Source organism: Streptomyces sp. NPDC017940 (genome assembly GCF_044328435.1).
In the GTDB taxonomy this organism is placed as follows: domain Bacteria; phylum Actinomycetota; class Actinomycetes; order Streptomycetales; family Streptomycetaceae; genus Streptomyces.
This window is the reverse complement of sequence record NZ_JBIRHJ010000006.1, coordinates 514,702-539,596: the sequence shown is the minus strand read 5'-3', so window position 1 is coordinate 539,596 and position 24,895 is coordinate 514,702. Positions and strand designations below refer to the sequence as shown.

The 24,895-nt window shown below is 71.8% G+C and carries 21 protein-coding genes; 10 read left to right on the top strand and 11 right to left on the bottom strand.

What is annotated here, in order from left to right; translation table 11 throughout:
- Positions 1-7: 7 nt before the first annotated feature.
- Both ACH4DX_RS23355 and ACH4DX_RS23350 read right to left on the bottom strand, forming a co-directional pair.
- Entirely contained in the window at positions 8-1,390 is a 1,383-nt protein-coding gene (locus ACH4DX_RS23355; protein ID WP_398122839.1) for a class I adenylate-forming enzyme family protein, read from the bottom strand.
- A gap of 229 nt (positions 1,391-1,619) precedes the next feature.
- The gene (locus ACH4DX_RS23350) at positions 1,620-2,708 is read right to left on the bottom strand and encodes an alpha-hydroxy acid oxidase (RefSeq protein ID WP_398156523.1); all 1,089 of its coding nucleotides are present in this window, start codon (positions 2,706-2,708) and stop codon (positions 1,620-1,622) included.
- Between the two features lie 144 nt (positions 2,709-2,852).
- On the opposite strand from ACH4DX_RS23350, the gene ACH4DX_RS23345 reads away from it, so the two are divergent.
- Both ACH4DX_RS23345 and ACH4DX_RS23340 read left to right on the top strand, forming a co-directional pair.
- On the top strand, positions 2,853-3,524 hold the full coding sequence (locus ACH4DX_RS23345; protein WP_398122837.1) for a TetR/AcrR family transcriptional regulator: 672 nt from the start codon (positions 2,853-2,855) through the stop codon (positions 3,522-3,524).
- 23 nt (positions 3,525-3,547) lie between these two features.
- Entirely contained in the window at positions 3,548-5,872 is a 2,325-nt protein-coding gene (locus tag ACH4DX_RS23340) for an aminotransferase class I/II-fold pyridoxal phosphate-dependent enzyme (protein ID WP_398156522.1), read from the top strand.
- A 129-nt stretch (positions 5,873-6,001) separates the two neighbouring features.
- On the opposite strand, the gene fabI is transcribed toward ACH4DX_RS23340, so the two are convergent.
- The 5 genes from fabI to ACH4DX_RS23315 form a co-directional block, all read right to left on the bottom strand.
- Positions 6,002-6,772, bottom strand: coding sequence for an enoyl-ACP reductase FabI (fabI, locus tag ACH4DX_RS23335; protein ID WP_398122835.1), 771 nt, complete (start codon positions 6,770-6,772; stop codon positions 6,002-6,004).
- Positions 6,769-7,659 (bottom strand): alpha/beta hydrolase, encoded by an 891-nt coding sequence (locus ACH4DX_RS23330; protein ID WP_398156521.1) that lies wholly within the window; start codon positions 7,657-7,659, stop codon positions 6,769-6,771. Before ACH4DX_RS23330 ends, fabI begins: the two co-directional genes overlap by 4 nt.
- A 72-nt stretch (positions 7,660-7,731) precedes the next feature.
- Complete coding sequence (locus tag ACH4DX_RS23325; protein ID WP_398156520.1) at positions 7,732-10,173, bottom strand: hypothetical protein; 2,442 nt, start codon at positions 10,171-10,173, stop codon at positions 7,732-7,734.
- Entirely contained in the window at positions 10,170-11,264 is a 1,095-nt protein-coding gene (locus tag ACH4DX_RS23320) for a methyltransferase (protein ID WP_398122832.1), read from the bottom strand. Before ACH4DX_RS23320 ends, ACH4DX_RS23325 begins: the two co-directional genes overlap by 4 nt.
- Complete coding sequence (locus tag ACH4DX_RS23315; protein WP_398156519.1) at positions 11,261-12,004, bottom strand: SGNH/GDSL hydrolase family protein; 744 nt, start codon at positions 12,002-12,004, stop codon at positions 11,261-11,263. The genes ACH4DX_RS23320 and ACH4DX_RS23315 overlap by 4 nt, the downstream gene beginning before the upstream one ends.
- 215 nt (positions 12,005-12,219) lie before the next feature.
- On the opposite strand from ACH4DX_RS23315, the gene ACH4DX_RS23310 reads away from it, so the two are divergent.
- From ACH4DX_RS23310 to ACH4DX_RS23295, 4 genes are all read left to right on the top strand, one after another.
- Complete coding sequence (locus ACH4DX_RS23310) at positions 12,220-13,728, top strand: MFS transporter (RefSeq protein ID WP_398156518.1); 1,509 nt, start codon at positions 12,220-12,222, stop codon at positions 13,726-13,728.
- 223 nt (positions 13,729-13,951) lie between these two features.
- The gene (locus ACH4DX_RS23305) at positions 13,952-14,590 is read left to right on the top strand and encodes a TetR/AcrR family transcriptional regulator (protein WP_398156517.1); all 639 of its coding nucleotides are present in this window, start codon (positions 13,952-13,954) and stop codon (positions 14,588-14,590) included.
- A 101-nt stretch (positions 14,591-14,691) separates the two neighbouring features.
- Complete coding sequence (locus tag ACH4DX_RS23300) at positions 14,692-15,282, top strand: TIGR03086 family metal-binding protein (RefSeq protein ID WP_398156516.1); 591 nt, start codon at positions 14,692-14,694, stop codon at positions 15,280-15,282.
- A 107-nt stretch (positions 15,283-15,389) separates the two neighbouring features.
- The gene (locus tag ACH4DX_RS23295) at positions 15,390-15,821 is read left to right on the top strand and encodes a hypothetical protein (protein WP_398122827.1); all 432 of its coding nucleotides are present in this window, start codon (positions 15,390-15,392) and stop codon (positions 15,819-15,821) included.
- 406 nt (positions 15,822-16,227) lie between these two features.
- Here ACH4DX_RS23295 and ACH4DX_RS23290 read toward each other — a convergent pair whose 3' ends face one another.
- Positions 16,228-17,637: a cystathionine beta-synthase gene (locus ACH4DX_RS23290; RefSeq protein WP_398156515.1), complete on the bottom strand. Its 1,410-nt coding sequence runs from the start codon at positions 17,635-17,637 to the stop codon at positions 16,228-16,230.
- 275 nt (positions 17,638-17,912) lie between these two features.
- On the opposite strand from ACH4DX_RS23290, the gene ACH4DX_RS23285 reads away from it, so the two are divergent.
- The 3 genes from ACH4DX_RS23285 (at position 17,913) to ACH4DX_RS23275 (ending at position 21,674) form a co-directional block, all read left to right on the top strand.
- Entirely contained in the window at positions 17,913-18,911 is a 999-nt protein-coding gene (locus ACH4DX_RS23285) for an SGNH/GDSL hydrolase family protein (protein WP_398122891.1), read from the top strand.
- 439 nt (positions 18,912-19,350) lie between these two features.
- Positions 19,351-20,571, top strand: coding sequence for an acetyl-CoA C-acetyltransferase (locus tag ACH4DX_RS23280; protein WP_398122825.1), 1,221 nt, complete (start codon positions 19,351-19,353; stop codon positions 20,569-20,571).
- A 287-nt stretch (positions 20,572-20,858) separates the two neighbouring features.
- Positions 20,859-21,674: a hypothetical protein gene (locus tag ACH4DX_RS23275; RefSeq protein WP_398156514.1), complete on the top strand. Its 816-nt coding sequence runs from the start codon at positions 20,859-20,861 to the stop codon at positions 21,672-21,674.
- 88 nt (positions 21,675-21,762) lie between these two features.
- Here ACH4DX_RS23275 and ACH4DX_RS23270 read toward each other — a convergent pair whose 3' ends face one another.
- Entirely contained in the window at positions 21,763-22,074 is a 312-nt protein-coding gene (locus ACH4DX_RS23270; RefSeq protein ID WP_398122823.1) for a hypothetical protein, read from the bottom strand.
- A 101-nt stretch (positions 22,075-22,175) separates the two neighbouring features.
- Between ACH4DX_RS23270 and ACH4DX_RS23265 the strand changes: the two genes are divergently transcribed.
- Positions 22,176-22,406, top strand: a complete 231-nt coding sequence (locus tag ACH4DX_RS23265) for a DUF4287 domain-containing protein (protein ID WP_030563726.1) — start codon at positions 22,176-22,178, stop codon at positions 22,404-22,406.
- Positions 22,407-22,523: 117 nt separating this feature from the next.
- On the opposite strand, the gene ACH4DX_RS23260 is transcribed toward ACH4DX_RS23265, so the two are convergent.
- Both ACH4DX_RS23260 and ACH4DX_RS23255 read right to left on the bottom strand, forming a co-directional pair.
- Positions 22,524-23,447 (bottom strand): Bax inhibitor-1/YccA family protein, encoded by a 924-nt coding sequence (locus ACH4DX_RS23260; protein WP_398122822.1) that lies wholly within the window; start codon positions 23,445-23,447, stop codon positions 22,524-22,526.
- Between the two features lie 138 nt (positions 23,448-23,585).
- On the bottom strand, positions 23,586-24,791 hold the full coding sequence (locus ACH4DX_RS23255; RefSeq protein WP_398156513.1) for a 4-hydroxybenzoate 3-monooxygenase: 1,206 nt from the start codon (positions 24,789-24,791) through the stop codon (positions 23,586-23,588).
- Between the last annotated feature and the right edge of the window lie 104 nt (positions 24,792-24,895).

Below are 24,895 nucleotides of genomic sequence, written 5' to 3'. Positions count from 1 at the left end.
GGCCGGGTCATCGCGCCACCTGTGCCCGGGCCGCGGCGCGCAGCGCGTCGGCGCTGCGCAGCGGCTTGCCGGTGGGGGTGCGGGGGATCGCTGGGAGTACGGTCAGGCGGCGGGGGCGTTTGTACGCCGCGAGGCGGACCGCGGCCGCACGGCTGAGCTCCTCGCCGGTGACCATCGTGTCGGTCACGGCCACATAGGCCTCGATGCCGGAGCCCTGCACCACGACGGCCTCACGGACCCCCGGCAGCCTGCTGAGGAGTTCCTCGACCTCGGTGAGGTCGACCTTGAGTCCCCCGACCGACACCTGTTGGTCGAGACGGCCGTGCACGGTCAGCAGCCCGGTAGCCGGGTCCAGGGTCCCGGCGTCCTTGGTGCGCAGCCGGCCGTCGACGTAACGCGTCGGGTCGGCGCGGCCGACGTAGGGACTGGCGGGCAGCCGCAGCAGGATCTCGCCGTCCGCGATCTCGACGGTCATGCCGGGGGCCGGGGTGAGGCCGGGCCGGGTGGTGCCGAGGAGGTCCGTGGCGATCATCCCGGCCTCGGTCATGCCGTACATGCCGCCGAGCGGGACACCGTACCGGGACGTGAAGAACTCCCACGTCTTCGCCTTGACGGTCTCACCGCCCGTGATCATGCCGGTGAGCTGCGGCAGTCGGGGCGGTGACTGCACCGTGGCGAGGAGCGCCGCCTGCGAGGGAACACCGAGCAGGGTGGTCGGTGCGGGATCTGCCGCCACCGCGCCGTGGACGGAGTCCGCGGTGTGACTGCTCGGCAGGGTCAGGGGAATGCGGTTGTGCAGACCGTACAGAAGTCCACCGACGAGGCCGAGCACATGGATAACCGAGGCGAGGACAACAATACGCTCGCCGTTCTTCGGATAGGCACTCAACATCCCATAGCGTTCCACTTCCGCCATGAGGCTCTCCGCGGTCCGCCCGATCACTTTCGAAGGGCCGGTGGATCCGGAACTGAGTTGTAACAGCACATGTTCCGTGTGTGCCGATTCACCACTCTCCCGGGCAGTGATCACGGAATCCGTTTCGAAATAGCCGCGCAGTCTTCCACGAATCTCGCGATCGGGCGTGACAACGACCTGCGGATTAATTCTCTCGATCGCCGCGTCGGCCTCGCTGCTGGTGAGCCGATGGTCGACGAGAGCGCACTGGGCCGCGCCGCGCCAGCCGGCGAGCAGTGTGGCAACCAGTGTCAGAGAAGGGGGAAGCCGCAGGACGGCGACGCCTCCGGGGGTCAGTCCCGCGGACCTGAGCTCCTGCTGGCGCCGCTGCACCTCCGCCCGCAGTTCCCCCCTGGTCACGACGGCGCCCAATGTCAGCACCGCTTCGTGGTCCGGACCGGAGAGCAGAAACTCGTCGACCCATTCGCCATTCACAAGAATTACTCCCCGTTGGAGGTGCGCAGCGATTCTCCATCACTTACGGACGATCACTGAGAGCTAACCTTGTCTCCATCACAGCAGACCCGCAGGAGCGGCACAAGTGAAATCTTGTGGCAGATCTATGGCACGAGGAATCCTCTAGCGGAGGTTTATGTTTCGGGCAGCACCGATCAACCTCCCCGCTTATTCCGAAAATAAAGCAGGGCGGATTGATTTGCGGATGTCATTCAGCGCGTGGACAGACCACTCCGGCGCGGCTCAGCGAGCCGACCCCGGAGGCACCCATGAGCGCCATGGCCTCCTCGACCTCTTCCACGAGGCCTCCCAGGACCAGGGACGCGCCCTCGTCCCCCGATTCGGCGAGACCCCACAGCACGGGTCTGCCGAGCAGAGCGGCGTCGGCGCCGAGGCACAGCGCCTTGACGACGTCGGTGCCGTACCGGACCGAGCCGTCGACGAACACCTGGATCCGGCCGTCGAGGGCGTCGGCGACCTCGGCCAGGGCGGCGAAGGCGGGTTGGGCGAAGTCCAGTTGACGTCCGCCGTGATTGGACACGATCACGGCGTGGACACCGTGGTCGGCCGCGAGCAGCGCGTCCTCGGCCGTGAGGATGCCCTTCAGTACGAGGGGCAGCGAGGTCCGCTCGCGCAGCCAGGCGAGGTCGGACCAGCCGATGGAGGCGTCGAACTGCTCGCGCGCGTGGCGGGCGACAGCCGACTCACCCGCCTGTCCGCCGTACGAGGTGGACATGAGCGTCTCGTCGATGTTGACGGCCCGGATGCCGTCCGGGATGGCGAAGCCGTTGCGCACGTCTTTCGGGCGCCGGGCCATCCGCGGCGCGTCCACGGTGAGGACCAGGGCACGGAATTCCGCTTCCTCCGCGCGCCGGACCAGGTCGAGGAGCGCATCGCGCCGGCGCAGCCAGTAGAGCTGCAACCACAGCGGCCCGGTGGCGGCCGCGGCGATGTCCGCCAGCGTGCGGCTGGCGAACATGCTCACCGTCAGCGGCACCCCGGCCTTCCCCGCGGCACGGGCCGCGGCCACCTCACCCTCGGGATGGACCAGTTGGTGATAGGCCATGGGAGCGATGCCCACGGGTGCGCGGACCTGGTCCCCGAGCAGCGTGGTGCCGGTGTCCACCCGGGACACGTCCCTCAGGACGCGCGGGCGGAGTCTGATGCGGTCGAGCGTGTGGCGGTTGGCCGAGATCATCGACTCCGTGCCACTGCCTCCCGCGATGAAATCCCACACATGACTGGACAGGCGGGCACGTGCCGCCTGTTCGAACTCGTGTAACGCCGGACGACTCACGAGGTACCCCCGTCGCGCTCCCTGTGGTCGATCGCTCGTAAGATAGCATCTCAACCATACGACCGTGCGGATACTGAACGGTCGTGCGGAAATTTCTGTGGCCGCGGCTCGGCGACCACCACCGCCAGAACCCGGGGATGTGACATGGGAGCCGACAACACCGCAGCCAGCAAGGTCAGGAAGCGTACGGACGGCCGTATCGCGCGAGGCAACCAGACCCGGCAGGTGATCCTGCGCCACGCCGTCGACGTGGCCTCCGTGCGCGGTCTGGAAGGCCTGTCGCTCGGTCAGCTCGCCGACGAGCTGGAGCTGAGCAAGAGCGGCGTCTTCTCCCTGTTCGGGTCCAAGGAAGAGCTCCAGCGCGCGACCGTGCGCGCCGCGATCGCGATCTTCCTGAGCCGTGTCGTGATCCCCTCCCGCCGGGGCCCCGACGGGGTCGCGAAGATCCGGCACCTGTGCGAGAGGTGGCTCGAGTACTCACGGACCCGCGTCTTCCCCGGCGGCTGCTTCTTCTACTCCGTCTCCGTGGAGCTGGACGCCCGCCCCGGGCCCGTCCGCGACGAGGTCGCCGCGGCCCGGGCCAACTGGCGCGGCTTCATCGAGCAGTTGATCGAGGACGCGCGCGAGGCAGGCCAGATCCGTCCGGAGACCGACAGGCGCCAGTTGGCGTTCGAGCTGACCGCCTTCATGGAGACCGCCAACGGCGAATCCCTGCTCAGCGGGGACGACAGCGCCTACGGCCACGCCTCGAACGCGATCCTGAACCGGCTGCGCAGCGCCGCCACCGACCCCGAGTTGCTGCCCGACGTCCCCTGACCGAGCTGGAGACCGTGTTTCCCATGGCACTCGATTCCCTCGATCCACAGGTGCAAGCCCTCCGAGCCCAGAGCGCCGCGCACGGCGCCCGCCCCCTCTACACCATGAGCCTGGAGGAAGCACGGGAGGCCGACCTGGCCTCGATCCGCGCGGGCTCGGGGACGCCCGAAGCGGTCCACGAGGTCACCGACCTGGTGATTCCGGGACCGGACGGACCACTTCCCGCCCGGGTCTACCGGCCCGCGGCCGACGGCCCGCTGCCGGTCCTCGTCTATCTCTTCGGCGGCGGCTGGACGCTCGGCACCATCGACACCTGCGACGCGATCTGCCGCACCCTCACCAACGCCGTCGGATGCGTCACGGTGTCGGTGGGCTACCGACTCGCTCCCGAGCACCGGTTCCCGGCGGCCGTCGAGGACTCCTACGCCGGCCTTGCCTGGGTGGCCGCGCAGTCCGGCAGGCCCGGACCGCTGCACGCGGCCGACCCCAACCGGATCGCCGTCGGCGGCGACAGCGCCGGGGGCAACCTGTCCGCCGCGGTGACCCTGCTGGCCCGGGACCGGCAGGGCCCGCGTCCGGTGGCCCAGCTGCTCGTCTACCCCAACACCGACCGCGACGCCGACACGCCGTCCCGGCGGGAGAACACGGATCCGGCGTTCTTCAACGACAAGTCCGTCACCTGGTACTGGGACCACTATCTCGACAGGCCCGAGGACGGCCGCGACCCGCTCGCCTCGCCGCTGCGGGCCAAGGACCTCAGCGGTCTCCCGCCGGCCCTGGTCATCACCGCCGAACACGACCCCCTGCGCGACGAGGGCGAGCAGTACGCCGCGCGCCTGCGGGACGAGGGCGTGCCCGTGACGCTGACCCGCTACCCCGGCATGATCCACGGCTTCTTCGCGATGGCCGGGACCCTGGACGCCGGTCGCCGGGCCCAGGAGGAGGCGGCCGCGTTCCTGCGCGGCGCCTTCACCACCGCGCCGTCAGCCCCACCGGCCACCCTGGCCGCACCCGCCACACCAGTCACCCTGGCCGCACCGGCCCCGGACCCGGTGCTCCAGGGGCTGCACGCCAGCCTCACCGACCCCGTCCTCGACGCGATGAACTTCCTCAACGAAGTCGTCTCGCGTTTCCCCGAAGCCCTGTCCTTCGCCCCCGGCCGCCCCTGGGAGGGCGACTTCGAGCCCGAGGACCTCTCCCGTCATCTGCGCGCCTACACCGACTACCTGGAGCGGGAGCTGGGGTGGTCGCGGGACCGGGTGCGCACCCAGCTCTTCCAGTACGGGCGCACCAACGGCGTCATCCACGAGCTGATCGCCCGCGCCCTGCACAACGACGAGGGCATCGACGTACCCGCCGAAGCGGTCGTAGTCACCACCGGCGCCCAGGAGGCCATGCTGCTCGTCCTGCGTGCCCTGTTCGCCGCGCCCGAGGACACCCTGCTGATCAGCACACCGGCCTACGTCGGCATCACCGGCGCCGCCCGGCTCCTGGACCTCAGGATCCACGCGGTGCCGGAGGGCCCCGAGGGGCCGGAGCCCGACGCGGTGGCGGCCGCAGCGGCGGCGGTGCGCGCGGCGGGCGGGCGGCCGAGGGCGCTGTATCTCGTGCCGGACTTCGCCAACCCGTCCGGGACGAGCATGCCCCTGGACCGGCGCCGCCAACTCCTCGACGTGGCCGCGCGGGAGGACGTGCTGCTGCTCGAGGACAATCCGTACGGGTTCTTCTCCCGCACCGGCGGCACTCCACCGACGCTCAAGGCGCTCGGTGGCCGCCGTGTGGTCTATCTGGGCTCGTTCTCCAAGACGGCGCTGCCCGCGGCCCGGGTCGGCTATGTGGTGGCCGACCAGGAGGTACTCGCGCCCGACGGCTCCCGAGGTCTGCTCGCCGACGGCCTCTCGAAGATCAAGAGCATGACCACGGTCAACACCTCGGCCATCAGCCAGGCCGTCATCGGCGGCATCCTGGTCGAGTCGGGCTGTCGGCTGCGGGAGGCGAACACCGCCGCCACCGACCACTACGCGGCGAACATGAACACCCTCCTCGACGCCCTGGAGAGGTCCTTCCCGGCCGCCGGGCGCGACCGCCTCGGCCTGTCCTGGAACCGGCCCGACGGCGGCTTCTTCCTGGTCCTCAACGTGCCGTTCATCGCCGACGTCAAAGCCCTGGAGCGCTCGGCGCGTGACTTCGGTGTGCTGTGGACACCGATGGACAGCTTCTTCCTCGACGGCGGCGGGAGCCGTCAACTGAGGCTGTCGTGCAGCGCGTTGGACCCGGAGCGGATCCAGGAGGGCGTCCGGCGCCTCGCCGCGTTCATCCACGCCCAGTCCTCGGCTCCGGACGCCTGACCACGCCCACTCGGGATTCCGGAACATGCCCACTCGGGGTTCCGGAACACGCCCGCTCGGGGCTCCGGAACACGCCCGGGGCCCGGTGCGCCACCGCGCACCGGGCCCCGAAGCAGACGGAGGCGCGGTCTAGTCCCCCATCGCGTGCACCCCTCCGTCCACGTGCACCACCTCACCGGTGGTCCTGGGAAACCAGTCGGACAGGAGGGCCACCACGGCGCGTCCGGTCGGCTCGGGATCGGTCACGTCCCAACCGAGTGGGGCCCGTTCGGCCCAGATGTCCCGGAACCTGGAGAAGCCGGGGATGGACGTGGCCGCCATCGTCCGGATCGGCCCCGCCGCCACCAGGTTGCAGCGGATCCCCCGGGGGCCCACATCGCGCGCGAGGTAGCGGGACGTCGACTCCAGCGCCGCCTTGGCCACGCCCATCCAGTCGTACGCGGGCCAGGCCACCGTCGAGTCGAAGGTCAGCCCCACCACCGAGCCGCCGCGCGGGCCGAACAGCGGAAGGCAGCTTCGCGTCAGCGACTTCAGCGAGTACGCCGACACCTCGACCGCCGTCGCGACGGAGGACCAGGGCGTGTCGAGGAACGTACCGCCGAGCGCGTCCGGGGGCGCGAAGGCGATGGAGTGCACGATGCCGTCGAGCCCGTCGGTGTGCTCGCCGATCCGCTCGGGCAGCCGCGCCAGGTGCTCCTCGTCGGTCACGTCCAGTTCGATCACCGGGGCGGGCTTGGGCAGCCGCCTGGCGACGCGCTCCACCAGGCTGAGGCGTCCGAAGCCGGTGAGCAGCACCTCGGCGCCCTCCTCCTGGGCGAGGCGGGCCGTGTGGAAGGCGATCGAGGAGTCGAGGAGTACGCCGGTGACCAGCACCCGCCGGCCCGCGAGCAGCCCGCTCACCGACCGGCCACCGAGGTCTCGGCCGGGCCGCTCTGCGCGGCCGTCACGAAGTCCAGCGTGCCCTGGACCACGCCGGGATCGTCCAGGATCCTGCGGTGGCCGAGCCCCTGGGTGACGACCAGGCGCGCCTGGTCGCCGAAGACCTCGGCCATCCGCCGTGCCTGGTCCACGCCCGCCATCCGGTCCCCCTCGTCGTGGAAGATCAGGATCGGCGCTGTGATGCCTTCGGGCTCGTGCGTGGTGGAGAAACGCCGCCAGATGTCCTTCTCGCCGGGGAAGATACGGCTCTCTATCCGCTGCCGCAGCTCCTGGCGCAGCCGTGGCCGCAGGGCGAGCTGTCCGCTGAACTGGTCGAAGAGGAAGGTGAACTCGCCCACCTGGCTGATCGCGACGAGACGCCGCGCCGAGACCCCGGACCGGAGCGCGAGCACGGCGGCCATGACACCGACCGAGTGGCTGATGACGGCCTCGAACTCGCCGTGCTCGGCGGCCAGATGGGCGATGACGTCACGGAAGGCGAGCACATGGGTGGTGCCGCCGGTCGCGTCGCCGTGGGCGGGCGCGTCGTAGGCGACGGGGCTGTACCCCGCGTCGAGCAGCCCCGGCACGAAGCGCGCGAAGCAGGTGCCGCGCGACTGCCAGCCGTGGGCGAGCAGCACCGGCCGCTCCCCACTGCCCCAGCGGTAGGTGACGACCGTCTCGCCGCCCACGCGGACCTTCTCGACGTGCGCCTGGTCGATCAGCAGGCGTTCCTCGTCGCGGACGGTGACGCGTTTGAGCGGGAGCCGGAAGATCCGGTACGCCGCTTCGCCCGCCAGCCAGGGGCTCACGGCGCAGAGGGTGTTCAGAGCCTTGCCGGTCAGAGCCGTGGCCTGGTCCATGGTCATCCTGTCCGTGTCGTCATCGTCGTCATCGTCACCGTCGTCACCGTCTGCACCGTCTGCACCGTCGCGGCTGCATCAGCGGGCTTTGCGCTCGGCCTTGCGCCGCGCCGTGCGGGCCACGGTGAAGGTGAGTTCGGCCAATTCGTCCCGCTGCCAGCCGAGCGCGCCGGCCGGGCTCATGCCGTCGCCCTCGTTGTTGTGCGCGAGCTCCACCGAGTACAGGTCGACGGTGCCGCGCCGCAGCAGCCGCTCGCGCAACGCGTCCCTGGGCACGTCGGTGAGGTGGTGGTGGGAGACGGTCAGCGGCCCGTAGTCGCACGTCCACTCCGGTTGCTGGAGATGCAGCACCTGCGTCTGCCGGTCCGCCGCCACCGCGGTCCGGGTCTCGCGGTACGTACGGATGACGGAGTGGCCGCCGTCGATCAGCCGGAAGACGCTGACGTTGCCGGCCGGGCGCCTGCCGTACTGCACCGCCTGTTGCACCAGGGTCGGCACGATGTCGGGTACGAGGGCGTTGGCGCCGTCACCGACGAAGGCCAGGACGTTGTCGTCCCGGGTCAGGGCGACCGCGGGCACCGCCTGGAGGGCGTCGCCCATCAGGGCCCGGCCGTACCAGCCGGAGAATCCGGGCCCGGTGCGCGGCAGGTTCCGTACGGCCGAGATGCCGCCGCGGCCCACGTCGTACAGACCGGTGTAGGTGTAGCCGTGCCGGGTGATCAACTCGGTCAGCAGGTCACCCAGTTGGTGGAAGAAGTAGTTCGGGCTCATGGGCCGCAGCGGCAGTTGGTGCAACACGTCGGAGGCGCTGTCCCGGGTGGCGGCGATGGCCGCGCGGCGGTCCGCCACCACCTCGGGGTCGACCGCGAGGCCGTTGTGCAGGGCCCGCAGGAAGCCGCGGGCGTCGGCGACCACCGGGTGGTCGGTGAACGGCGCCATGTGCTCCGGGGTGTGCGTGACCTGGACGATCCGCAACTGGCGCGCCAGGTCGCGCGGTGTGAACGGCGTGGACAGCTCGGCGATCTTGCTCTTGAGCATGAACAGCGCCTGTTCCGCCCTGCCGCGCAGCCGCCCCTCGTGGTGCAGGAAGGCGTGCACCCGCGCCGAGCAGCCCATCATGCCGAGGGTGCCCAGGTACTCGGGCACGTGGGCACCCTCGTGGTAGCGGCTCACCGTGCCGGGTCGGGTCAGCGAGTCGGCGAGCGCGATGCCGGCCGTCCGCGCGAGGCCGTAGGTGAGCGCGCGCTCCTCCGCGTCCAGCCTGCCGCACTGCCACAGCAGCCTGGCGGGCTCCTCGTTGACCATGCGCAGCACCGGCTCGATGGCGCTCTCGGTGACCTGGGCGCGGGCGGCCGGGGCGGGGGCCGGTGCGGGCCCGGTGCCGGTGGCGGGCGTGTCCAGGACGGCCGCGGTGGCCAGCAGGACGACCGGGCCCTCGTCGGCGTCGTAGGCCTGCTGCGCGGCGACGAGGTCCTCGGCCAGGCGGCCGGGATCGTCCAGGTGGAAGGTGTGCAGGCCGCGGGCCCGGAACACCTCGCGGGCGTCCTCGCCCTGGTGGACGGTGCCCTGGAAGGGGAACCAGCCGCCCGGGTCGGGGTCGGCGCAGACGATGAAGCCGCGGGCGTGCGTCTCGCGCAGATTGGCCAGCGTGCCCTTGAACTCGTCCACCATGCCGTTGGTGACGACCATGAGGAACGGCGCCTCGTCCAGTTGCCAGCGCGCCATCGCCCCGCAGGCCAGGCCGTGCTCGCTCGGGCCGCGCAGGACCGGGTTCCCGGACCGCTCCGCGGTCCGCTCCAGCTCGCCGATCAGCCCGGTCACGATGGAACCGGTGTAGTAGTGCAGTCCCCAGGTGTCCTCGGCGCGGGCGGTGAGGAAGGAGTGCAGCCACTGGGCCAGCACGCGCCGGGGCGCGGACCCGGCGCGGATGACCTGCGCGACGTGCCGGAACTGGGTCTGGTCCGCGAAGGCGCAGATGACGTCCGCCGCGAGGAGCCACGGCTCCTCGGGCAGTTGCTTGAGCGCGTACGACCGGGCGAGCCTGACCGGCGACCGGTCGAGTTCGTCGTAGACGTGCACGGTGTACGCCGACAGGTCGGCCGACACCTCCGCGGGAAGCGAGTCGAGGAACTCCTCCAGTGCCGCGTCCATGGTGTCCGCGAGCGGGTCGGTGCTCAGCCCGGCCGCCCGCGCGTCCACCAGGAGCAGCGCGAGCGTGGCGGTCGTGGCACCCGTGGCCGCCGCACGCAGGGCGGCAGCGGCCTCGGGGAGCGTGCCGACCGTCACGACCGTGGTCTCGTCGCCCTCCAGCGTGCGGGCCAGGAAGCGGTGCGCGCGGCGGGCGACCTCCTGGTAGAGGTCCGGCCAGCCGTCACCGTGTCCCGGGCCGTCGCCCGCGTCACTCAGCGCGGTGCGCACGGTGGCGTGGAACTCCGGCCGGGAGCCGACACTGAGCACGAGCAGCCGGTCCGCCGCGGCGGCGGCCCGTGCGGGCGCCGCGCCGATCGCGGGCGCGCTCATCGTGCCGCCCCCGCCGCCGCGCCGCCCCGTGCGGCCGGTACGGCCTCGATGACGTGTTCGGCGCGGTCGGACTGCAACGGGGCGGGATGCACGGCCCGGACCGTGAAGCCGGCGGCGTCGAGCAGGCCCCGGTACTCCTCCTCGGATCGGTCCCAGCCCTCCATCATCACCAGCATCAGCAGGTCGACGAGGCGGCCCTGGGCGGCCTGCCGGGAGAGCGTCGCGCCCTCGGACACCGGCCTCTCCAGTCGTTCGAGGACGAGCAGCCTGCCGTGCTCGGGCATGGCCTCGCGGACCCGGCGCAGGATCTGCACGGCCCGGTCGTCGTTCCAGTTGTGCAGCACCCGGGAGAGCGTGTAGACGTCGCCGCCCGGGGGCAGGGCGTCGAAGAAGCTGCCCGCGGTGAAGTCGGTCCGGTCGGCCAGACCCAGCGTGCCCAGTCGCTCCCTGGCCCCTTCGAGGGCCTCCGGCAGCTCGGTCAGGACCCCGCGCATCCCGGGGTGCCGGGGCAGCACCTTGGCGAGCAGGCTGCCGTCGCCGCCGCCCACGTCCACGAGGGTGCCGACGCCCGTGAGGTCCACGCTGTTCAGCGCGGCGGGCACCGGCGCGGTGCCCATCGCCGCGGTGAACACGGCGGCCGTCTCCGGGTCGCTGTCGAGGTAGTCGTAGAACGGCATGCCGTACAGCGAGTCGAACGCCGGCTGTCCGGTGCGCAGGGTGTGGGTGATCTCGCCGAAGGAGTGGTACACCTCCTCGCCGAACATGATCGCGGCCGATCGGCTCGACCGTACGGTGTCGGTGCACAGCAGCCGTCCGGCCGGCGTGAGCGCGAAGACTCCCGGCTCGGGTTCGACGAAGAGGCCGACGGCGGCCAGGACGCGCAGCAGACGGCGGACCGCGCGGGTGTCGGCGCCGGCCGCGGCGGCGAGGTCGCCGGCCGGGCGGGGCCCGTCGGCGAGCAGGTCCGGGATGCCCGACTTGGCCAGCGCGTAGCAGCCCTGGGCCAGCCAGCCCCCGGTCAGGATGCTCGCGAGGGTCATCCGGTCACGTATGGAGGGAGCGGTGTGCGTCCGCTCGGGGGTCGTCGTCATGCCGCACCGTTCCTCAGCTCGGGCCGGGCCAGATGGGCGCCGACGGCGCGCACCGCCTCGGCGGCGGCGATGGCGTGACCGCGCCGGTTGGCGTGCCTGCCGTCGGCGCTCAGCAGGTTGTCCGCGTCACCGACCGGGTGGTCGAACAGATCGATGTGCAGCGTGCCCAGGTCGCGGGCGATCACCGAGGTGGCGTCGGACAGGGCCCGCAGGCGCCGCGCGAACCGCTCCCGGACGGCGGGCGGCAGCTGTGGTGAACGCGAACTGTCGATCATGCTTACGGTGATCACCGTGCTGCCGCGGTCCTGCAACGCGCCGACGATGGCCCGTATCTCGGACGCGACCCGGTGCTCGTCGAATCGGGCGACCAGGGTGTCGTACCCACCACAGGCGACGAGCGCGAGGTCCGGCTCGAACGCCAGCGCCTTGTCCAGTTGGGTCGACCGGACCAGGGCGGCGCGGGTGTTGCGCCTTCCCAGGTTACGGAAGACGAGGTCGCCCGCGTGCTGTCGCAGGGCGTCGGCGAGCCTGTCGACCCAGGGCTCGTCGAGGTAGCCCGGCACGGCATCGCCGAGCCCCTCCACCACGCTGTCCCCCAGTGCCACGAACCGCCGCCAGGGGTGGCCGGAGAGGAGCTCCCCCTCCCCTTCCTTGAGGCAGTACGGATCGAGGCGCTCGGCCATGTCCGCCCTGCCCGGCTCATCCGGCTTGTGGCGAAGTTCGCTCTCGTTGCGCGTCACGTGTGCGGCCTTCCCTTCTCACGTGGGTGCGAGATGGCCGCCCGCTCCGACAAGGAGCACGACCGTGCATATTGTTTACCACACTGAAGGGCATATTAATACGACCGACCGTGCTAATATCTAGCGGATCAGCTACATCGCACGCATCGCACCTGCGCCGCCACCCGGGCAGCTCACCCCCCGAAAGCCGCCCCCCAGGAGCGAAGGGTTCCGACATGCCCCTACCTGCTCAGCCCGCTCCGTCCGCCGCGTCCCGTGCGCCCGCGGGCCGGACGGCCCTCCTGGTGAGCCTCTCCGCCGCCGCGATGGTCGTGTCCATGATGCAGACGCTGCTCGTGCCGATCCTCGGTCTGATCCAGACCTCGCTGCACAGCTCGGCCTCCGCCGTGAGCTGGGTCAACACGGCCACACTGCTGTCGGCGGCCGTCTTCACCCCGCTGCTCAGCCGCCTCGGTGACCAACACGGCCAAAAACGCGTCCTCGTGGCGGTGATCGTCGTCCTGCTGGCCGGTTCGCTCCTCGCGGCCCTGACGCAGTCGCTGCCGCTGCTCATCGTGGCCCGTGTGCTCCAGGGCAGCGCCACGGCGATCTTCCCGCTCGCCCTGGCCATCCTGCGCAGGGAGGTTCCCTCGGAACGACTCGCCGGCGCCATGGCCCTGGTCAGCGGAATGCTGGGGATCGGCAGCGGGCTGGCCCTCGTGCTCTCGGGTCTGCTGACCCAGGGCGCCGACGCCGACTACCGGCGGGTGTTCTGGCTCTCGGTCGGCCTCGCCGCCGTCGTCCTGGTCGCGTCGGTGCTCTGGGTGCCGGCGGACCGTGACGGCCCGGGTGGCCGTACCGACCTGCTCGGCGCGCTCACCTTCAGCGCCTCCCTGGCGCTCCTGCTGCTGCCCGTCTCCCAGGGGCGGGAGTGGGGCTGGGCGTCGGGCCGCACACTCGGCTGCTTCGCCGCGGCGGTGCTCGCGGCGGTCGCCTGGTGGATGGTCGAGAAGCGGGTGCGCGAGCCCATGATCGACCTGCCGACGTTCGTCCTGCGTCCGGTGCTGAGCACCAACGTGGCCGGACTGCTCGTCGGGTTCGTGATGTTCGCCCAGTTCATCGCGCTGTCCTTCCTCGCCCAGATCCCCGCGTCGGTGGCCGGGTACGGGTTCGGCGCCTCCGCGTTGCGGGCCGCGGTCCAGTACCTGCTGCCGGGTACGGCCTTCGCGCTCGTGGCCGCCCCGCTCGGCGGCATCCTCGTCAAGCGCTACGGGCCGCGACTGGTCCTGGGGCTGAGCGGGGTGCTCGGCGCCCTCGGCTCCACCTGGCTGGCCGTGGCCCACGACACGACCGCCTCGGTGATCGCCGCCAGCGCCGTCAACGGCACCGCGATCAGCTTCGCCTACGCGGCGATGCCCGCCCTCATCGTCAGCGGGGTCCCGCCGGAGAAGACCGGCATCGCCAACGGCATCAACTCGATCTCCCGCTCCGGCGGCAGCGCGATCGGCAGCGCGGTGATCACAACGCTGATGACGGCCAAGACCCTCGAAGGACTGCCGGCAGGGGTGCCCGCCCTGCCCGCCGAGAGCCAGTTCACCCTCACCTTCGTCTTCGGCATCGCGGCCTGGCTCCTCGTCGTCCTGGTCAGCGCCGTCGGCCTCCCCCGCGGCTCCACCGCACCGCCCGTGCTCGCCCACCCCTCCGCGAACGGCGGCCGGGCCCGCCTGGACAGGGCGGGCCACTGAAGCCGATACCGCCACGTCAGCCGATGCCGCCGCGGCCGGGGTCCGCACCCGCGAAGGGGCAGTGGCGATCTTCCGCCTGGCAGACTGGTAGCCCTGAGCACCGAAGAGCCCACCGCCACGCCTCCGTCCACACGGTGCCGGGGCACGGGCCCTTCCCCGCTCACACACCGGTCCCACACCGTGGTCGCCGACCACACGTCCCTGCACCAGGAGGACGCCCACCATGTCTCGGCCCGACGGCAGAATCGAACGGGGCAACAGAACCCGGCAGTTGGTGCTGCGCCGCACTGTGGACATCGCCTCCGTCGAGGGGCTCGAGGCGCTGTCCACCGGACGGCTCGCCACCGAACTCGACCTGAGCAAGAGCGGGGTGTTCGCCCTGTTCGGCTCCAAGCAGGAGCTGCAACTGGCCACCGTGCGCGAGGCCGCCCGCATCTTCACCGAGCAGGTCGTACTCCCCGCCCTCGCGACCCCGGCGGGCGTCGGCCGGGTGTGGCAGCTCTGCGAGCTCTGGCTGGAGTACTCGCGCGGCCGGGTCTTCCCTGGTGGCTGCTTCTTCTACGAGGTCATCGCCGAGTTCGACGCCCGCTCCGGCCCGGTGCACGACGCCGTCGTGCGCTCCCAGCGCGACTGGACGGCCCATGTGGAGAGCACCGTCAAGGAGGCCCGCACCGTCGGCGAACTGCTCCCCGACACGGACCCCGGTCAGCTCGCCTTCGAGCTCGTCGCGTTGATGGAGACGGCCAACATGATCTCCGTACTGCACGATGACGACGACACCCCCTACCGTCGGGCCCGCGCGGGCATCGGAACGCGGCTGCGCGCCACAGCGGTGGATCCCAGGCTGGTACCCCCGTCCTGAAGAGGCCGTCGCCCCCGTTCTGAAGCGTCGGATATGGGCCAAGCTGAGAAAAGCGACGAACTAACTGTGCACGACCGTTCGGATAGTTTTATACTCGGCTCATGACAACAACCGGAACGGACTTCGTCGAGCTCGATCGGATCGCCGTCCTCGAAGCCGTGCGCGTCGTGGATCTGGCGAAGGACGACGACTGGCAGCGTGACACCCCCTGCGTGGGCTGGGACCTGCGCAAGCTCGTGGCACACATGGCCGCGCAGCACCGCGGTTTCACGGCGGCCGCGCACGGCGCGGGGCAGGAGGCCGCGCACTGGCGCGAACCGGAGGACGTGAGCGAACCGGCCCGGGTGCACCGGGAGGCCGCGACGGAGGTTCTGGACGCCTTCGCCGAACCGGGCGTCACGGAGCGGGAGTTCGTCCTCCCGGATCTCGGCCGGACCTTCCCCGGTCTCCAGGCGATCGCCTTCCACTTCATCGACTACGTGGTGCACGCCTGGGACGTCGCGGTCACGCTCGGGGTGGACCTGCGCCTGAGCGACGAGGTCCGGGGTGCCGCCCTCGTGGTCGCCCGCCTGGTACCGGCGGACCCCGAGTACCGCGCACCGGGCTCCGCCTTCGGCCCCGCCCTCGCGGTACCGGACGGCTCCGCACCCTTGGAGGAGGCGCTGCGGCTGCTGGGCCGGTCACCGAAGTGACGCTTCCCCGGGACCGCCCTGACCTGGGGGTGGGGGGTTCGGCCCAGGCCACAATGGGGGGTTAGCCCCAGTGTGGGGCGGGGCGGGGGCTGCGTACCGTACGGCCTATGGAAGCCCCTCATGACGCCGAACTCAAGAAGGAACTCGACGCCGCCTTGCACGCGCGCAAGGACCTCGGCGAAGAGTACGAGTCCGCTCTGGTCGACTCCTTCCTGGAAAAGGTCGAGCAGCGCCTGGACGGCACGATCGACCGGCGCATGCGCCGGCACATGGCGGAGCAACAGATGGTCGTGGCGCGTGGTGCCCGCACTCCCGACAGCGGGGTGGATTCCTGGGGCGAGCGGTTCGGCTTCGGGATCGTCTCGCTGATCCTCGCGATCCCGCTGTCCGCGATCGGTGTGGTCAACGCGGGGCTCTCGGGTCTGTTCGTCACCTGGTTCGGCATCGTCGGCGTCAACGCGGTGCATGCCGCCCGGGGCGCGGGAATCCTCTCCCTCCTCCGCCCCCGCGACCGCAAGTCCCCCACCTGGGACGACTGACCCGATCTCGCCCCCGACTCCCCCGCACCGCCCCTTCCGGGGCTCGTCCGCGAGGTCCCGGTCCGCCGGGTGGCGCGGCCCTCAGCCCCGCAGAGCGGGCGCGGGGACCGCCGACACCTACGGAGGGGGAAACCCCCGGAGGGCGGGACGGCGGCGGTCCCCGCGAGGGGCGCGGGCCGGGTCAGGGCCGGGCATCCGCGTCCAGGGCGCCGGGGAGGTCCGGGAGCCGCTCCGGAAGTTCCTGACGCCGACACCCGCAACGCTCCCAGGCGAGTGTTAAGCCGGTACTGCGCGGACGTGTCACCTTCGTACCGCTTCCGCGAAGTTCCTGCCCGGACCCCCGCGCCCGCGAAGTCCGGGCTTGAACCGACGCCCCCCTACGGGACCCCCCGGGGCCGGGGCAGCGTCAGCGCCCCGCCTGCGGGGCCCCGCCCTGCTGCGCGGCCAGGAACGCCAGCAGGTCCTGGCGGCTCACCACCCCGGTGGGCTTGCCCTCGACCAGGACGATCGCCGCGTCGGCGCCGCCGAGAACGGACATCAGGTCCCCCACGGGCTCCCCGGAGCCGACCTGCGGCAGCGGGTCTGACATGTGCTTCTCGAGGGGGTCGCCGAGCGAGGCCCGCTGGGCGAAGAGGGCGTCGAGCAGCTCCCGCTCCACGACGGAGCCGATGACCTCGGCGGCCATGACGTCGGGGTGCCCGGCGCCCGGCTTCACGATGGGCATCTGCGAGACCCCGTACTCACGAAGGACCTCGATGGCCTCGCCGACGGTCTCCTCGGGGTGCATGTGGACCAGGGACGGCAGCTCGCCGCCCTCCTTGCGGCGCAGCACGTCACCGACGCGCGGCTGGTCACCGGCCTCCTCCAGGAAGCCGTAGTCGTTCATCCACTCGTCGCTGAAGATCTTGCTCATGTAGCCGCGGCCGGAGTCCGGCAGCAGGACGACGACCACGTCGTCGGGCCCGAGCCCCTCGGCCACCCGCAGGGCCGCGACGACCGCCATGCCGCAGGACCCGCCGACGAGCAGCCCCTCCTCCTTGGCGAGGCGGCGGGTCATCTGGAAGGAGTCCTTGTCCGAGACCGCGACGATGTCGTCCGTGATGTTCCGGTCGTAGGCCGTCGGCCAGAAATCCTCACCGACGCCCTCGACGAGGTACGGCCGCCCCGAGCCCCCGGAGTACACCGACCCCTCCGGGTCGGCCCCGACCACGGTGACCTTGCCGCCGGAGATCTCCTTCAGGTACCCGCCGGTCCCGGAGATCGTGCCGCCGGTGCCGATGCCGGTGACGAAGTGGGTGATCCTGCCCTCCGTCTGCGCCCACAGCTCGGGGCCGGTGGAGTGATAGTGCGACAGGGGATTGTTGGGGTTGGAGTACTGATCCGGCTTCCAGGCGTCGGGGATCTCCCGTACGAGCCGGTCGGAGACGTTGTAGTACGAGTCCGGGTGCTCGGGGTCGACGGCGGTCGGACAGACGACCACCTCGGCGCCGTACGCGCGCAGCACATTGATCTTGTCCGTGGACACCTTGTCCGGGCAGACGAAGACGCACTTGTAGCCCTTCTGCTGGGCCACGATGGCAAGGCCGACGCCGGTGTTGCCGCTGGTCGGCTCGACGATCGTGCCGCCGGGGACGAGCGCGCCGCTCTCCTCGGCGGCTTCGATCATGCGCAGCGCGATGCGGTCCTTCACGGAGCCGCCCGGGTTGAAGTACTCGACCTTGGCAAGGACCGTGGCCTTCAGGCCCTTGGTCACGTTGTTGAGCCGCACCAGCGGGGTGTTGCCGACGAGGCTGATCATCGAGTCGTGGAAATGCACCGTTGTCTCCGTGTCTCCGGGCTGCGATGTCGTGGATGTCCCGGGAAGGGACGTCGTACGAGATATATGGGTGCGGTCAGACTACGGCTCCATCTCGTCGGTTCACCTCCCGTTGCGATTGGCCGCCCCGTCCGACGGGGCAATGAGTGGGTGTACGGGGCGTACGCCGGATGTGCGCCCCGATGTCGGCTCAGGACGACGATGTACGGCTCAGGACGACGATGTACGGCTCAGGACGACTTTGCTGAGGTGACCACGGGGTGTCGAGGGCGAGGGTGGCGCGGCGCATCGCCGCGGGCGCGGCGTACGGCGGCGGGAGCATCGGGCTGCTCGGCGCGGCCACGGTAGGGCTCGTCCTCGCCGAGGTGCAGCTGGCCAAGCGGTCGGTCGGCAACGGCGGGTTCGGGGCACCGCCACGGGCGGACGGGCGCTACGGCACGCCGCTCGCGGACCGCTCGGGTGACGGCGAGCCGCTGCGGTTCGCGGTGCTCGGGGACTCCACGGCCGCGGGGCAGGGCGTGCGCCGGGTGCAGCAGACCCCGGCGGCGCTGCTCGCCTCCGGGCTCGCCGCGGTGGCGGAGCGGCCGGTGGACGTGCGGGTGGTGGCGCTGCCCGGGGCGATGTCGGACGACCTGGAGCGGCAGGTGTCGCTGGTCCTGTCCGACGAGACAGGCTGGGTGCCCGATGTGTGCGTGGTGATGATCGGGGCGAACGACGTCACGCACCGGATGCCCCCGACGCGGTCGGTGCGGATGCTGTCCGCGGCGGTGCGCAGGCTGCGGACCGCCGGGGCGGAGGTGGTGGTCGGGACGTGTCCCGACCTCGGCACCATCGAGCCCGTCTACCAGCCGCTGCGGTGGCTCGCCCGGCGCGTCTCGCGGCAGCTCGCCGCCGCCCAGACGATCGGCGTGGTCGAGCAGGGCGGCCGTACGGTGTCGCTCGGCGACCTGCTCGCGCCCGAGTTCCTCGCGAACCCCCGGGAGCTGTTCGGACCCGACAACTACCACCCCTCGGCGGAGGGGTACGCCACCGCGGCGATGGCCCTGCTGCCCACGCTGTGCGCGGCGCTCGGCCTGTGGCCGGAGGAAGAGCGTCCGGATGTCTCCCGGCGCGAGGGGTTCCTGCCCGTGGCCCGGGCGGCGGCCCAGGCGGCGGCGGAGGGCGGCACGGAGGTCACCGGCGCCATGCCCACGGGCCCCAGGGGGCCGTGGGCCCTGCTCAAGCGCCGCCGCCGTCGCCGCATCCAGGAACCGAACCCGTCACCGATCAGCTGACCCCCGCCGGGGGGAGCCCCGGCTGGGGGGGAGCCCCGTCAGGGGGGGAGCCCCGCCTGGGGGGAGCCCCGCAAGGGGCGCGGGGAACTGCGCGGCCAGCCCCCACACACCCGCAGACGCGTCTGCTCACCGACCCGGCAGACGCGTCTGCCGCTTTTCCTGGGTTGCGCGCGCAGTTCCCCGCGCCCCTGACGGGGCCCCGCGCACAGTTCCCCGCACCCCGACGGGGGGCACCCCGCGCAATCCCCCGCCCCCGACGGGGCACCCCGCACCCCCGACGGGGGCACCCGGGGGCGACCCCCCGAGCCCCTGCCCTGAGCATCCGCTTAGAAATGCGGTCCGCGTCACAGCCCCCACCCGATGACCCACCCCATTACGGGCAGGTAACTTCCAGGGAGTCCCGCCCTGCCGAGGGCGCCCCCGCCAGTAGGAGCCCGTGATGCCCGAAGCCGTGATCGTCTCCGCCGCCCGTTCCCCCATCGGCCGTGCGGGCAAGGGCTCCCTGAAGGAGCTGCGCCCGGACGACCTGACCGCCACGATCATCCAGGCAGCCCTGGCGAAGGTGCCGGAGCTCGACCCGGGGGACATCGACGACCTGATGCTCGGCTGCGGCCTGCCCGGCGGCGAGCAGGGCCACAACCTCGGCCGGATCGTGGCCGTGCAGATGGGCATGGACCACCTCCCGGGCTGCACCGTCACGCGCTACTGCTCCTCGTCGTTGCAGACGTCCCGCATGGCCCTGCACGCCATCAAGGCGGGCGAGGGCGACGTCTTCATCTCGGCCGGCGTCGAGATGGTCTCGCGCTTCGGCAAGGGGTCGAGCGACGGCCTGCCCGACACCCACAACCCCCTGTTCGCCGACGCCGAGGCCCGCACCGCCGCCGTGGCCGGGTCCGAGGGCGCCGACTGGCACGACCCGCGCGAGGACGGCTCGCTGCCCGACCCGTACATCGCGATGGGCCAGACCGCCGAGAACCTCGCCCGCCTGAAGGGCATCACCCGCCAGGACATGGACGAGTTCGGCGTCCGCTCGCAGAACCTCGCCGAGGAAGCCCTCAAGAACGGCTTCTGGGAGCGCGAGATCACCCCGGTCACCACCCCCGACGGCACCGTCGTCAGCAAGGACGACGGCCCCCGCGCGGGCGTCACGCTGGAGGGCGTCGCGGGCCTCAAGCCCGTCTTCCGCCCCGACGGCCTGGTCACCGCGGGCAACTGCTGCCCCCTCAACGACGGCGCCGCCGCCCTGGTGATCATGAGCGACACCAAGGCCCGCGAGCTCGGCCTGACCCCGCTGGCCCGGATCGTCTCTACCGGCGTCTCCGGGCTCTCCCCGGAGATCATGGGATACGGCCCGGTCGAGGCCAGCAAGCAGGCGCTGAAGCGGGCCGGGCTCACCATCGACGACATCGACCTCGCCGAGATCAACGAGGCCTTCGCCGCCCAGGTGATCCCCTCCTACCGGGACCTCGGCATCCCGCTGGAGAAGCTGAACGTCAACGGCGGCGCGATCGCCGTCGGCCACCCCTTCGGCATGACCGGCGCCCGCATCACGGGCACGCTGATCAACGGCCTCCAGTTCCACGACAAGCAGTTCGGTCTCGAGACGATGTGCGTCGGCGGTGGTCAGGGCATGGCGATGGTCATCGAGCGCCTGAGCTGACCCGACCGTGCCCCACCCGGCACCCTGAGTGGCCGTCCGTCTCACACCTCGGGACACGACGGCCGCTCAGGTCCCGCCGCTCGTTCGTGACCCAATCTCCCCCAGGATGTGACAATCTCCGGGAGGCCTGGCATATGACCAGGTCAGCGCGGTTCGACGGCCGGACACCGGGCCGAAAGTCCTGTCCGGTTCGTGACGTAATGCACTGACAGCGGGATGGTGCAGGCTTCAAGCTGATGTAGGAAGTCGGGGGTCGACTTGAAACCGGGAGTACGTCAGTGAGCGCCATGCATCTTGCCTTGCTGCTCTCCGCGGCCGCTGCCACGGCCGCGGGCGCCGCCGCCCTGCACTCCGTGCGGGGCCTGCGGAAGCAGATCACCGACCTGCGCACCGAACTCGCCGAGAGCCGGGGCGCGGTGGCCGGCCACGCCTCCGTACCCGCCGCCCGCACCGCGGTGGACACCGAGGAGATACGCACGGCGGTCGCCGAGGCCCTCGCCGAGGAGCGGGAGCGCGAGCTGGCCGAGGCGCGCGCGTTCTGGGCCGCCCAGGAGGCGCGGGACATCGCCGACGCGCCCTCGCTCCTGAGCGGGCTGCCCGACGGCATGGCGGACGAGCTGTTCCTGCCGCGCCAGGCGGACCTCGTGGGCCTGGAGTCCGACAGCCTGGAGCCGGTCGTCGAGCCGTTCACCGACCAGGGCGGTGTCCTGGACGAGTTCGCAGCGGACTCCCCCGAGCTGGCCGCGGCCCGCCGCCGCCACCCCTCCCACCCCGACTTCGTCCCCGTGCAGAGCACCGGGCACGGCGACCACGAGCGCACCGTGGCCTGCCTGGAGGAGCTGGCCGACGCCCGCACCGCGCTCGCCGACGTCCGCCCGGGCCCGCTCGGCACCCTGGACGTCTACGTCTTCGCGGACGGCACCACGCTGTGCATGACCCCGGGCCACCGCGAGACCGCGGAGCTCCTCGCCGCCGCCCTGCGCGACGGCAAGGCACCGGTCCTGCTCGGCGGCTCCGGCATCTCGGGCGCGTACGCACTGACGTTCGCGTGCGGCAGCGAGAACGTCTACATACTGGCCGACCGAGTCATCGCCTCGGTCTAACGGGTCGGCGCCCCGGCCCAGCGGGTCAGCACCCTGGTCCAGCGGGTCAGCACCCTGGTCCAGCGGGTCGGCGCCCCGGCCCGGCGGGTCAGACCCCGGCCCGCCCCACCGCCTCCTCCACCAGGCGCACCGCCTCCGCCAGGTCGCTCTCGTCGCGCAGGACGACCGCCAAGTCCCGCCCCGCGACGGTGATCTGGTCGGCGGCGGCGAACATGCCCGCGTCGGGCATCCGGTGCGGTTCCGCTCCCGGGGCCTCCCGCTCCTGCGCACGCACCGCCAGATCCCTGGCGAGGGCCAGCGCTTCGGCCGCCGCGCCGCGTTGCAGCCGGGACTGCGGGGCGGCGCGCAGCCGGTCCGCGAAACGGTCAACTGCCGTGATCAAAGGCGTCGTATCGAGCACTGTGCGACCCTACGCGCCGAGCCGGGACTGTTGCCAACAGCCGAACGCTCAGGCACGGTGTCGTGAAGGACGGACCACATCGAACGCGTCCGGAGGCGCCGATGTCCCAAGTCTTCTCCCAGGAGACCCACCGCAATCTGCTCGCTCGCATCCCCCATTGCACAGGTCGAGAAGTGTCCGACTGGCTCCGCACCGTCGACGAGGGCCCCTCTCTCTTCCGCTTCGAGGAGAAGGTCAGCTGGCTCCGCGGCGAACACGACCTCGCGTACGGCCACGCCAAAGCGATCATCCACGAGTACGACCTCCGTCGTGCCGCACGCAAGCTGCTCTGACCCCGACCCCTGTTCCCCCGCAGCTCGGACCTGCCTCAGCGACGGCGAAGGGCCCGCGGAACGGTTTCCGCGGGCCCTTCGGCCGTGTTCCGGGACGTCAGCCGCCCGGGGCGGCCGTCAGTCGTTGCCCTGGAGGATCGCGATGATCCGCAGGAACTCCATGTAGATCCACACCAGCGTCATCGTGAGGCCGAAGGCGGCGAGCCAGGCCTCCTCGCGCGGGGCGCCGTACGCGATGCCGTCCTCGACCTGCTTGAAGTCCAGGGCCAGGAAGCAGGCACCGAGCAGGATGCCGATGATGCCGAACATGATGCCGAGGCCACCGCTGCGGAAGCCCAGACCGTCACCGCCGCCGAAGGCCGCGAACAGCAGGTTCACGCCCATCAGCAGGATGAAGCCGAGGGCGGCCGCCATCACGAAGCCGTAGAAGCGGCGGTTGACGCGGATCCAGCCCGCCTTGTACGCCACGAGGACGCCGAGGAAGACGGCCATCGTGCCGAGCACCGCCTGCATGGCGGCGCCGCTCGCGATGCGGTTGTCGACGACGCTGGAGACGACGCCGAGGAAGACACCCTCGAGGGCGGCGTACGCCAGGATCAGCGGCGGCGAGGCCTTGCGCTTGAAGGCCTGCACGAAGCCGAGGATCATCGCGATCAGACCGGCGCCGATGGCGATGCCGTACGACTTGCTGATGTTGGCGTCGTCCACCGGGAGCAGGGCCCAGGCGAGCGCCGCCGTCACGACGAGCGTGCCGAGCGTGGTGGCCGTACGCATGACGACGTCGTCCATCGTCATGCGGCCGGTGGTCACCGGGGTCTGCGGCGGGGCGCCCTGCGGGGCCTGCTGGGCGTAGGGGTTGTTGGCGTAGGGGTTGGTGGGGGCCTGCTGGCCCGCGCCCGCGTACGGGTTGCCCTGCGCGTACGGATTGGCCTGCTGCGTCCCGACGGCGGCTCCCCCGGCCTGCGGCTGCGCGTTGAAGCCCGCGTGGCCGTTGTCGCGGCTGAACCCCCGTCGCGAGAAGACCGGGTTACTGCTCCTCATCTCACTCCTCCATGGCCACCGTGCGCGGCTTTGGTACAAGAGTAATGGGCTGGCAAAGATCCGGCCCTAGTGCTCAGGGAGGATCTTTCCCCATCTGTGGAAATAACGCGCGCCGCGGCTCCTGTGTTCCTTCCCGGCTCAGGCGTCGCGGGGGAACGGGATCCCGGTGTAGCCCTCCGCGAAGTCGGTCGCGGCCGCCCGGCAGCCGGTGATCCGGTCGAGGCGGGCACGGCGCAGCCGGTCGTCGAAGGGGCTCGCGTCGGGGTGGCGGTGCAGCAGGTCCGTCATCGTGTACGAGAAGTGCTCGGCCTGCCAGACGCGGCGCAGGCAGTCCGCCGAGTAGGCGTCGATGCCCGCCGGGTCGCCCGTGTCGCGGTGCGCGACGAGGGCACGGGCGAGGGTGACGACGTCGCCGACGGCGAGGTTGAGGCCCTTGGCGCCGGTGGGCGGCACGATGTGGGCGGCGTCCCCGGCGAGGAAGAGCCGGCCGTGCCGCATCGGCTCGTGGACGTAGGAGCGCATCGGGGTGACGGCCTTGGCCGTGATCGCCCCGCGCGCGAGCCGCCGGCCGCCGTCGGTCTCCACCCGCCTCTCCAGCTCGTCCCAGATGTCCGCGTCGCCCCAGGAGGCGGCGTCGGTGCCCGGGGGCACCTGGAGGTAGAGGCGGGAGACGGGTGCGCCGCCGGTCCCGCCGCCCGCCGGGCGCATGCTCAGCAGGGCGAAGCCGCGGTCGTGGCGGGCGTACACCAGCTCGTGGTGCGAGGGCGGCACATCGGCGAGTATCCCCAGCCAGGCGTAGGGCCAGGAGCGCTCGTAGGTCCGGGTGAGCGCGGGCGGTACCGCGGCGCGCGAGACCCCCCAGTAGCCGTCGCACCCGGCGACGTAGGAACACTCCAGGACCTCGTCGCGGCCCCCGTGGCGGTAGCGCACCCGGGGCCGGTCGGTGTCGGCGTCCTCGACGGCCAGGGCGCGGGCGCCGAAGAGCAGCGGGCCGCCGGTGCGCAGCCGCAGGGCGATCAGGTCCTTGCACACCTCGGTCTGGGCGTGGACGTACACCGACCGGCCGCCGGTGAGCGCGGAGAGGTCGACGCGGTGCCTGCGCCGGTCGAAGCGCAGCTCGATGCCGGTGTGCCGCAGGCCCTCGCGGTCCATGCGGGCCCCCGCGCCGGCCGCGCGCAGGGCGTCGGCCGTCCCCTGCTCCAGGATCCCGGCGCGCTGGCGCCGCTCCACGTGGGCGCGGTCGCGGCTCTCCAGGACGACGGACTCGATGCCCTCCGCGTCCAGGAGACGGGCGAGCAGCAGGCCCGCGGGCCCGGCTCCGACGATCGCGACAGTCGTCCGCATTCACGGGAGTGTCGAGCCGCTCCGGGCGGGTGTCAACGGGGCGCCCGCGCGCGGACGCGGTTGTCAGTGGCTGCTGCCATGCTGAGAAAGCCGTACGAACACCA

Coding starts and splice junctions, on each gene's coding strand:
- ACH4DX_RS23345 (WP_398122837.1), top strand. CDS start 2,853: ATGGGAGCCGACAACACCGCAGCCAGCAAGGTCAGGAAGCGTACGGAC.
- ACH4DX_RS23340 (WP_398156522.1), top strand. CDS start 3,548: ATGGCACTCGATTCCCTCGATCCACAGGTGCAAGCCCTCCGAGCCCAG.
- ACH4DX_RS23330 (WP_398156521.1), bottom strand. CDS start 7,659: ATGACCATGGACCAGGCCACGGCTCTGACCGGCAAGGCTCTGAACACC.
- ACH4DX_RS23325 (WP_398156520.1), bottom strand. CDS start 10,173: ATGAGCGCGCCCGCGATCGGCGCGGCGCCCGCACGGGCCGCCGCCGCG.
- ACH4DX_RS23320 (WP_398122832.1), bottom strand. CDS start 11,264: ATGACGACGACCCCCGAGCGGACGCACACCGCTCCCTCCATACGTGAC.
- ACH4DX_RS23310 (WP_398156518.1), top strand. CDS start 12,220: ATGCCCCTACCTGCTCAGCCCGCTCCGTCCGCCGCGTCCCGTGCGCCC.
- ACH4DX_RS23305 (WP_398156517.1), top strand. CDS start 13,952: ATGTCTCGGCCCGACGGCAGAATCGAACGGGGCAACAGAACCCGGCAG.
- ACH4DX_RS23300 (WP_398156516.1), top strand. CDS start 14,692: ATGACAACAACCGGAACGGACTTCGTCGAGCTCGATCGGATCGCCGTC.
- ACH4DX_RS23295 (WP_398122827.1), top strand. CDS start 15,390: ATGGAAGCCCCTCATGACGCCGAACTCAAGAAGGAACTCGACGCCGCC.
- ACH4DX_RS23280 (WP_398122825.1), top strand. CDS start 19,351: ATGCCCGAAGCCGTGATCGTCTCCGCCGCCCGTTCCCCCATCGGCCGT.
- ACH4DX_RS23275 (WP_398156514.1), top strand. CDS start 20,859: ATGCATCTTGCCTTGCTGCTCTCCGCGGCCGCTGCCACGGCCGCGGGC.
- ACH4DX_RS23265 (WP_030563726.1), top strand. CDS start 22,176: ATGTCCCAAGTCTTCTCCCAGGAGACCCACCGCAATCTGCTCGCTCGC.
- ACH4DX_RS23260 (WP_398122822.1), bottom strand. CDS start 23,447: ATGAGGAGCAGTAACCCGGTCTTCTCGCGACGGGGGTTCAGCCGCGAC.
- ACH4DX_RS23255 (WP_398156513.1), bottom strand. CDS start 24,791: ATGCGGACGACTGTCGCGATCGTCGGAGCCGGGCCCGCGGGCCTGCTG.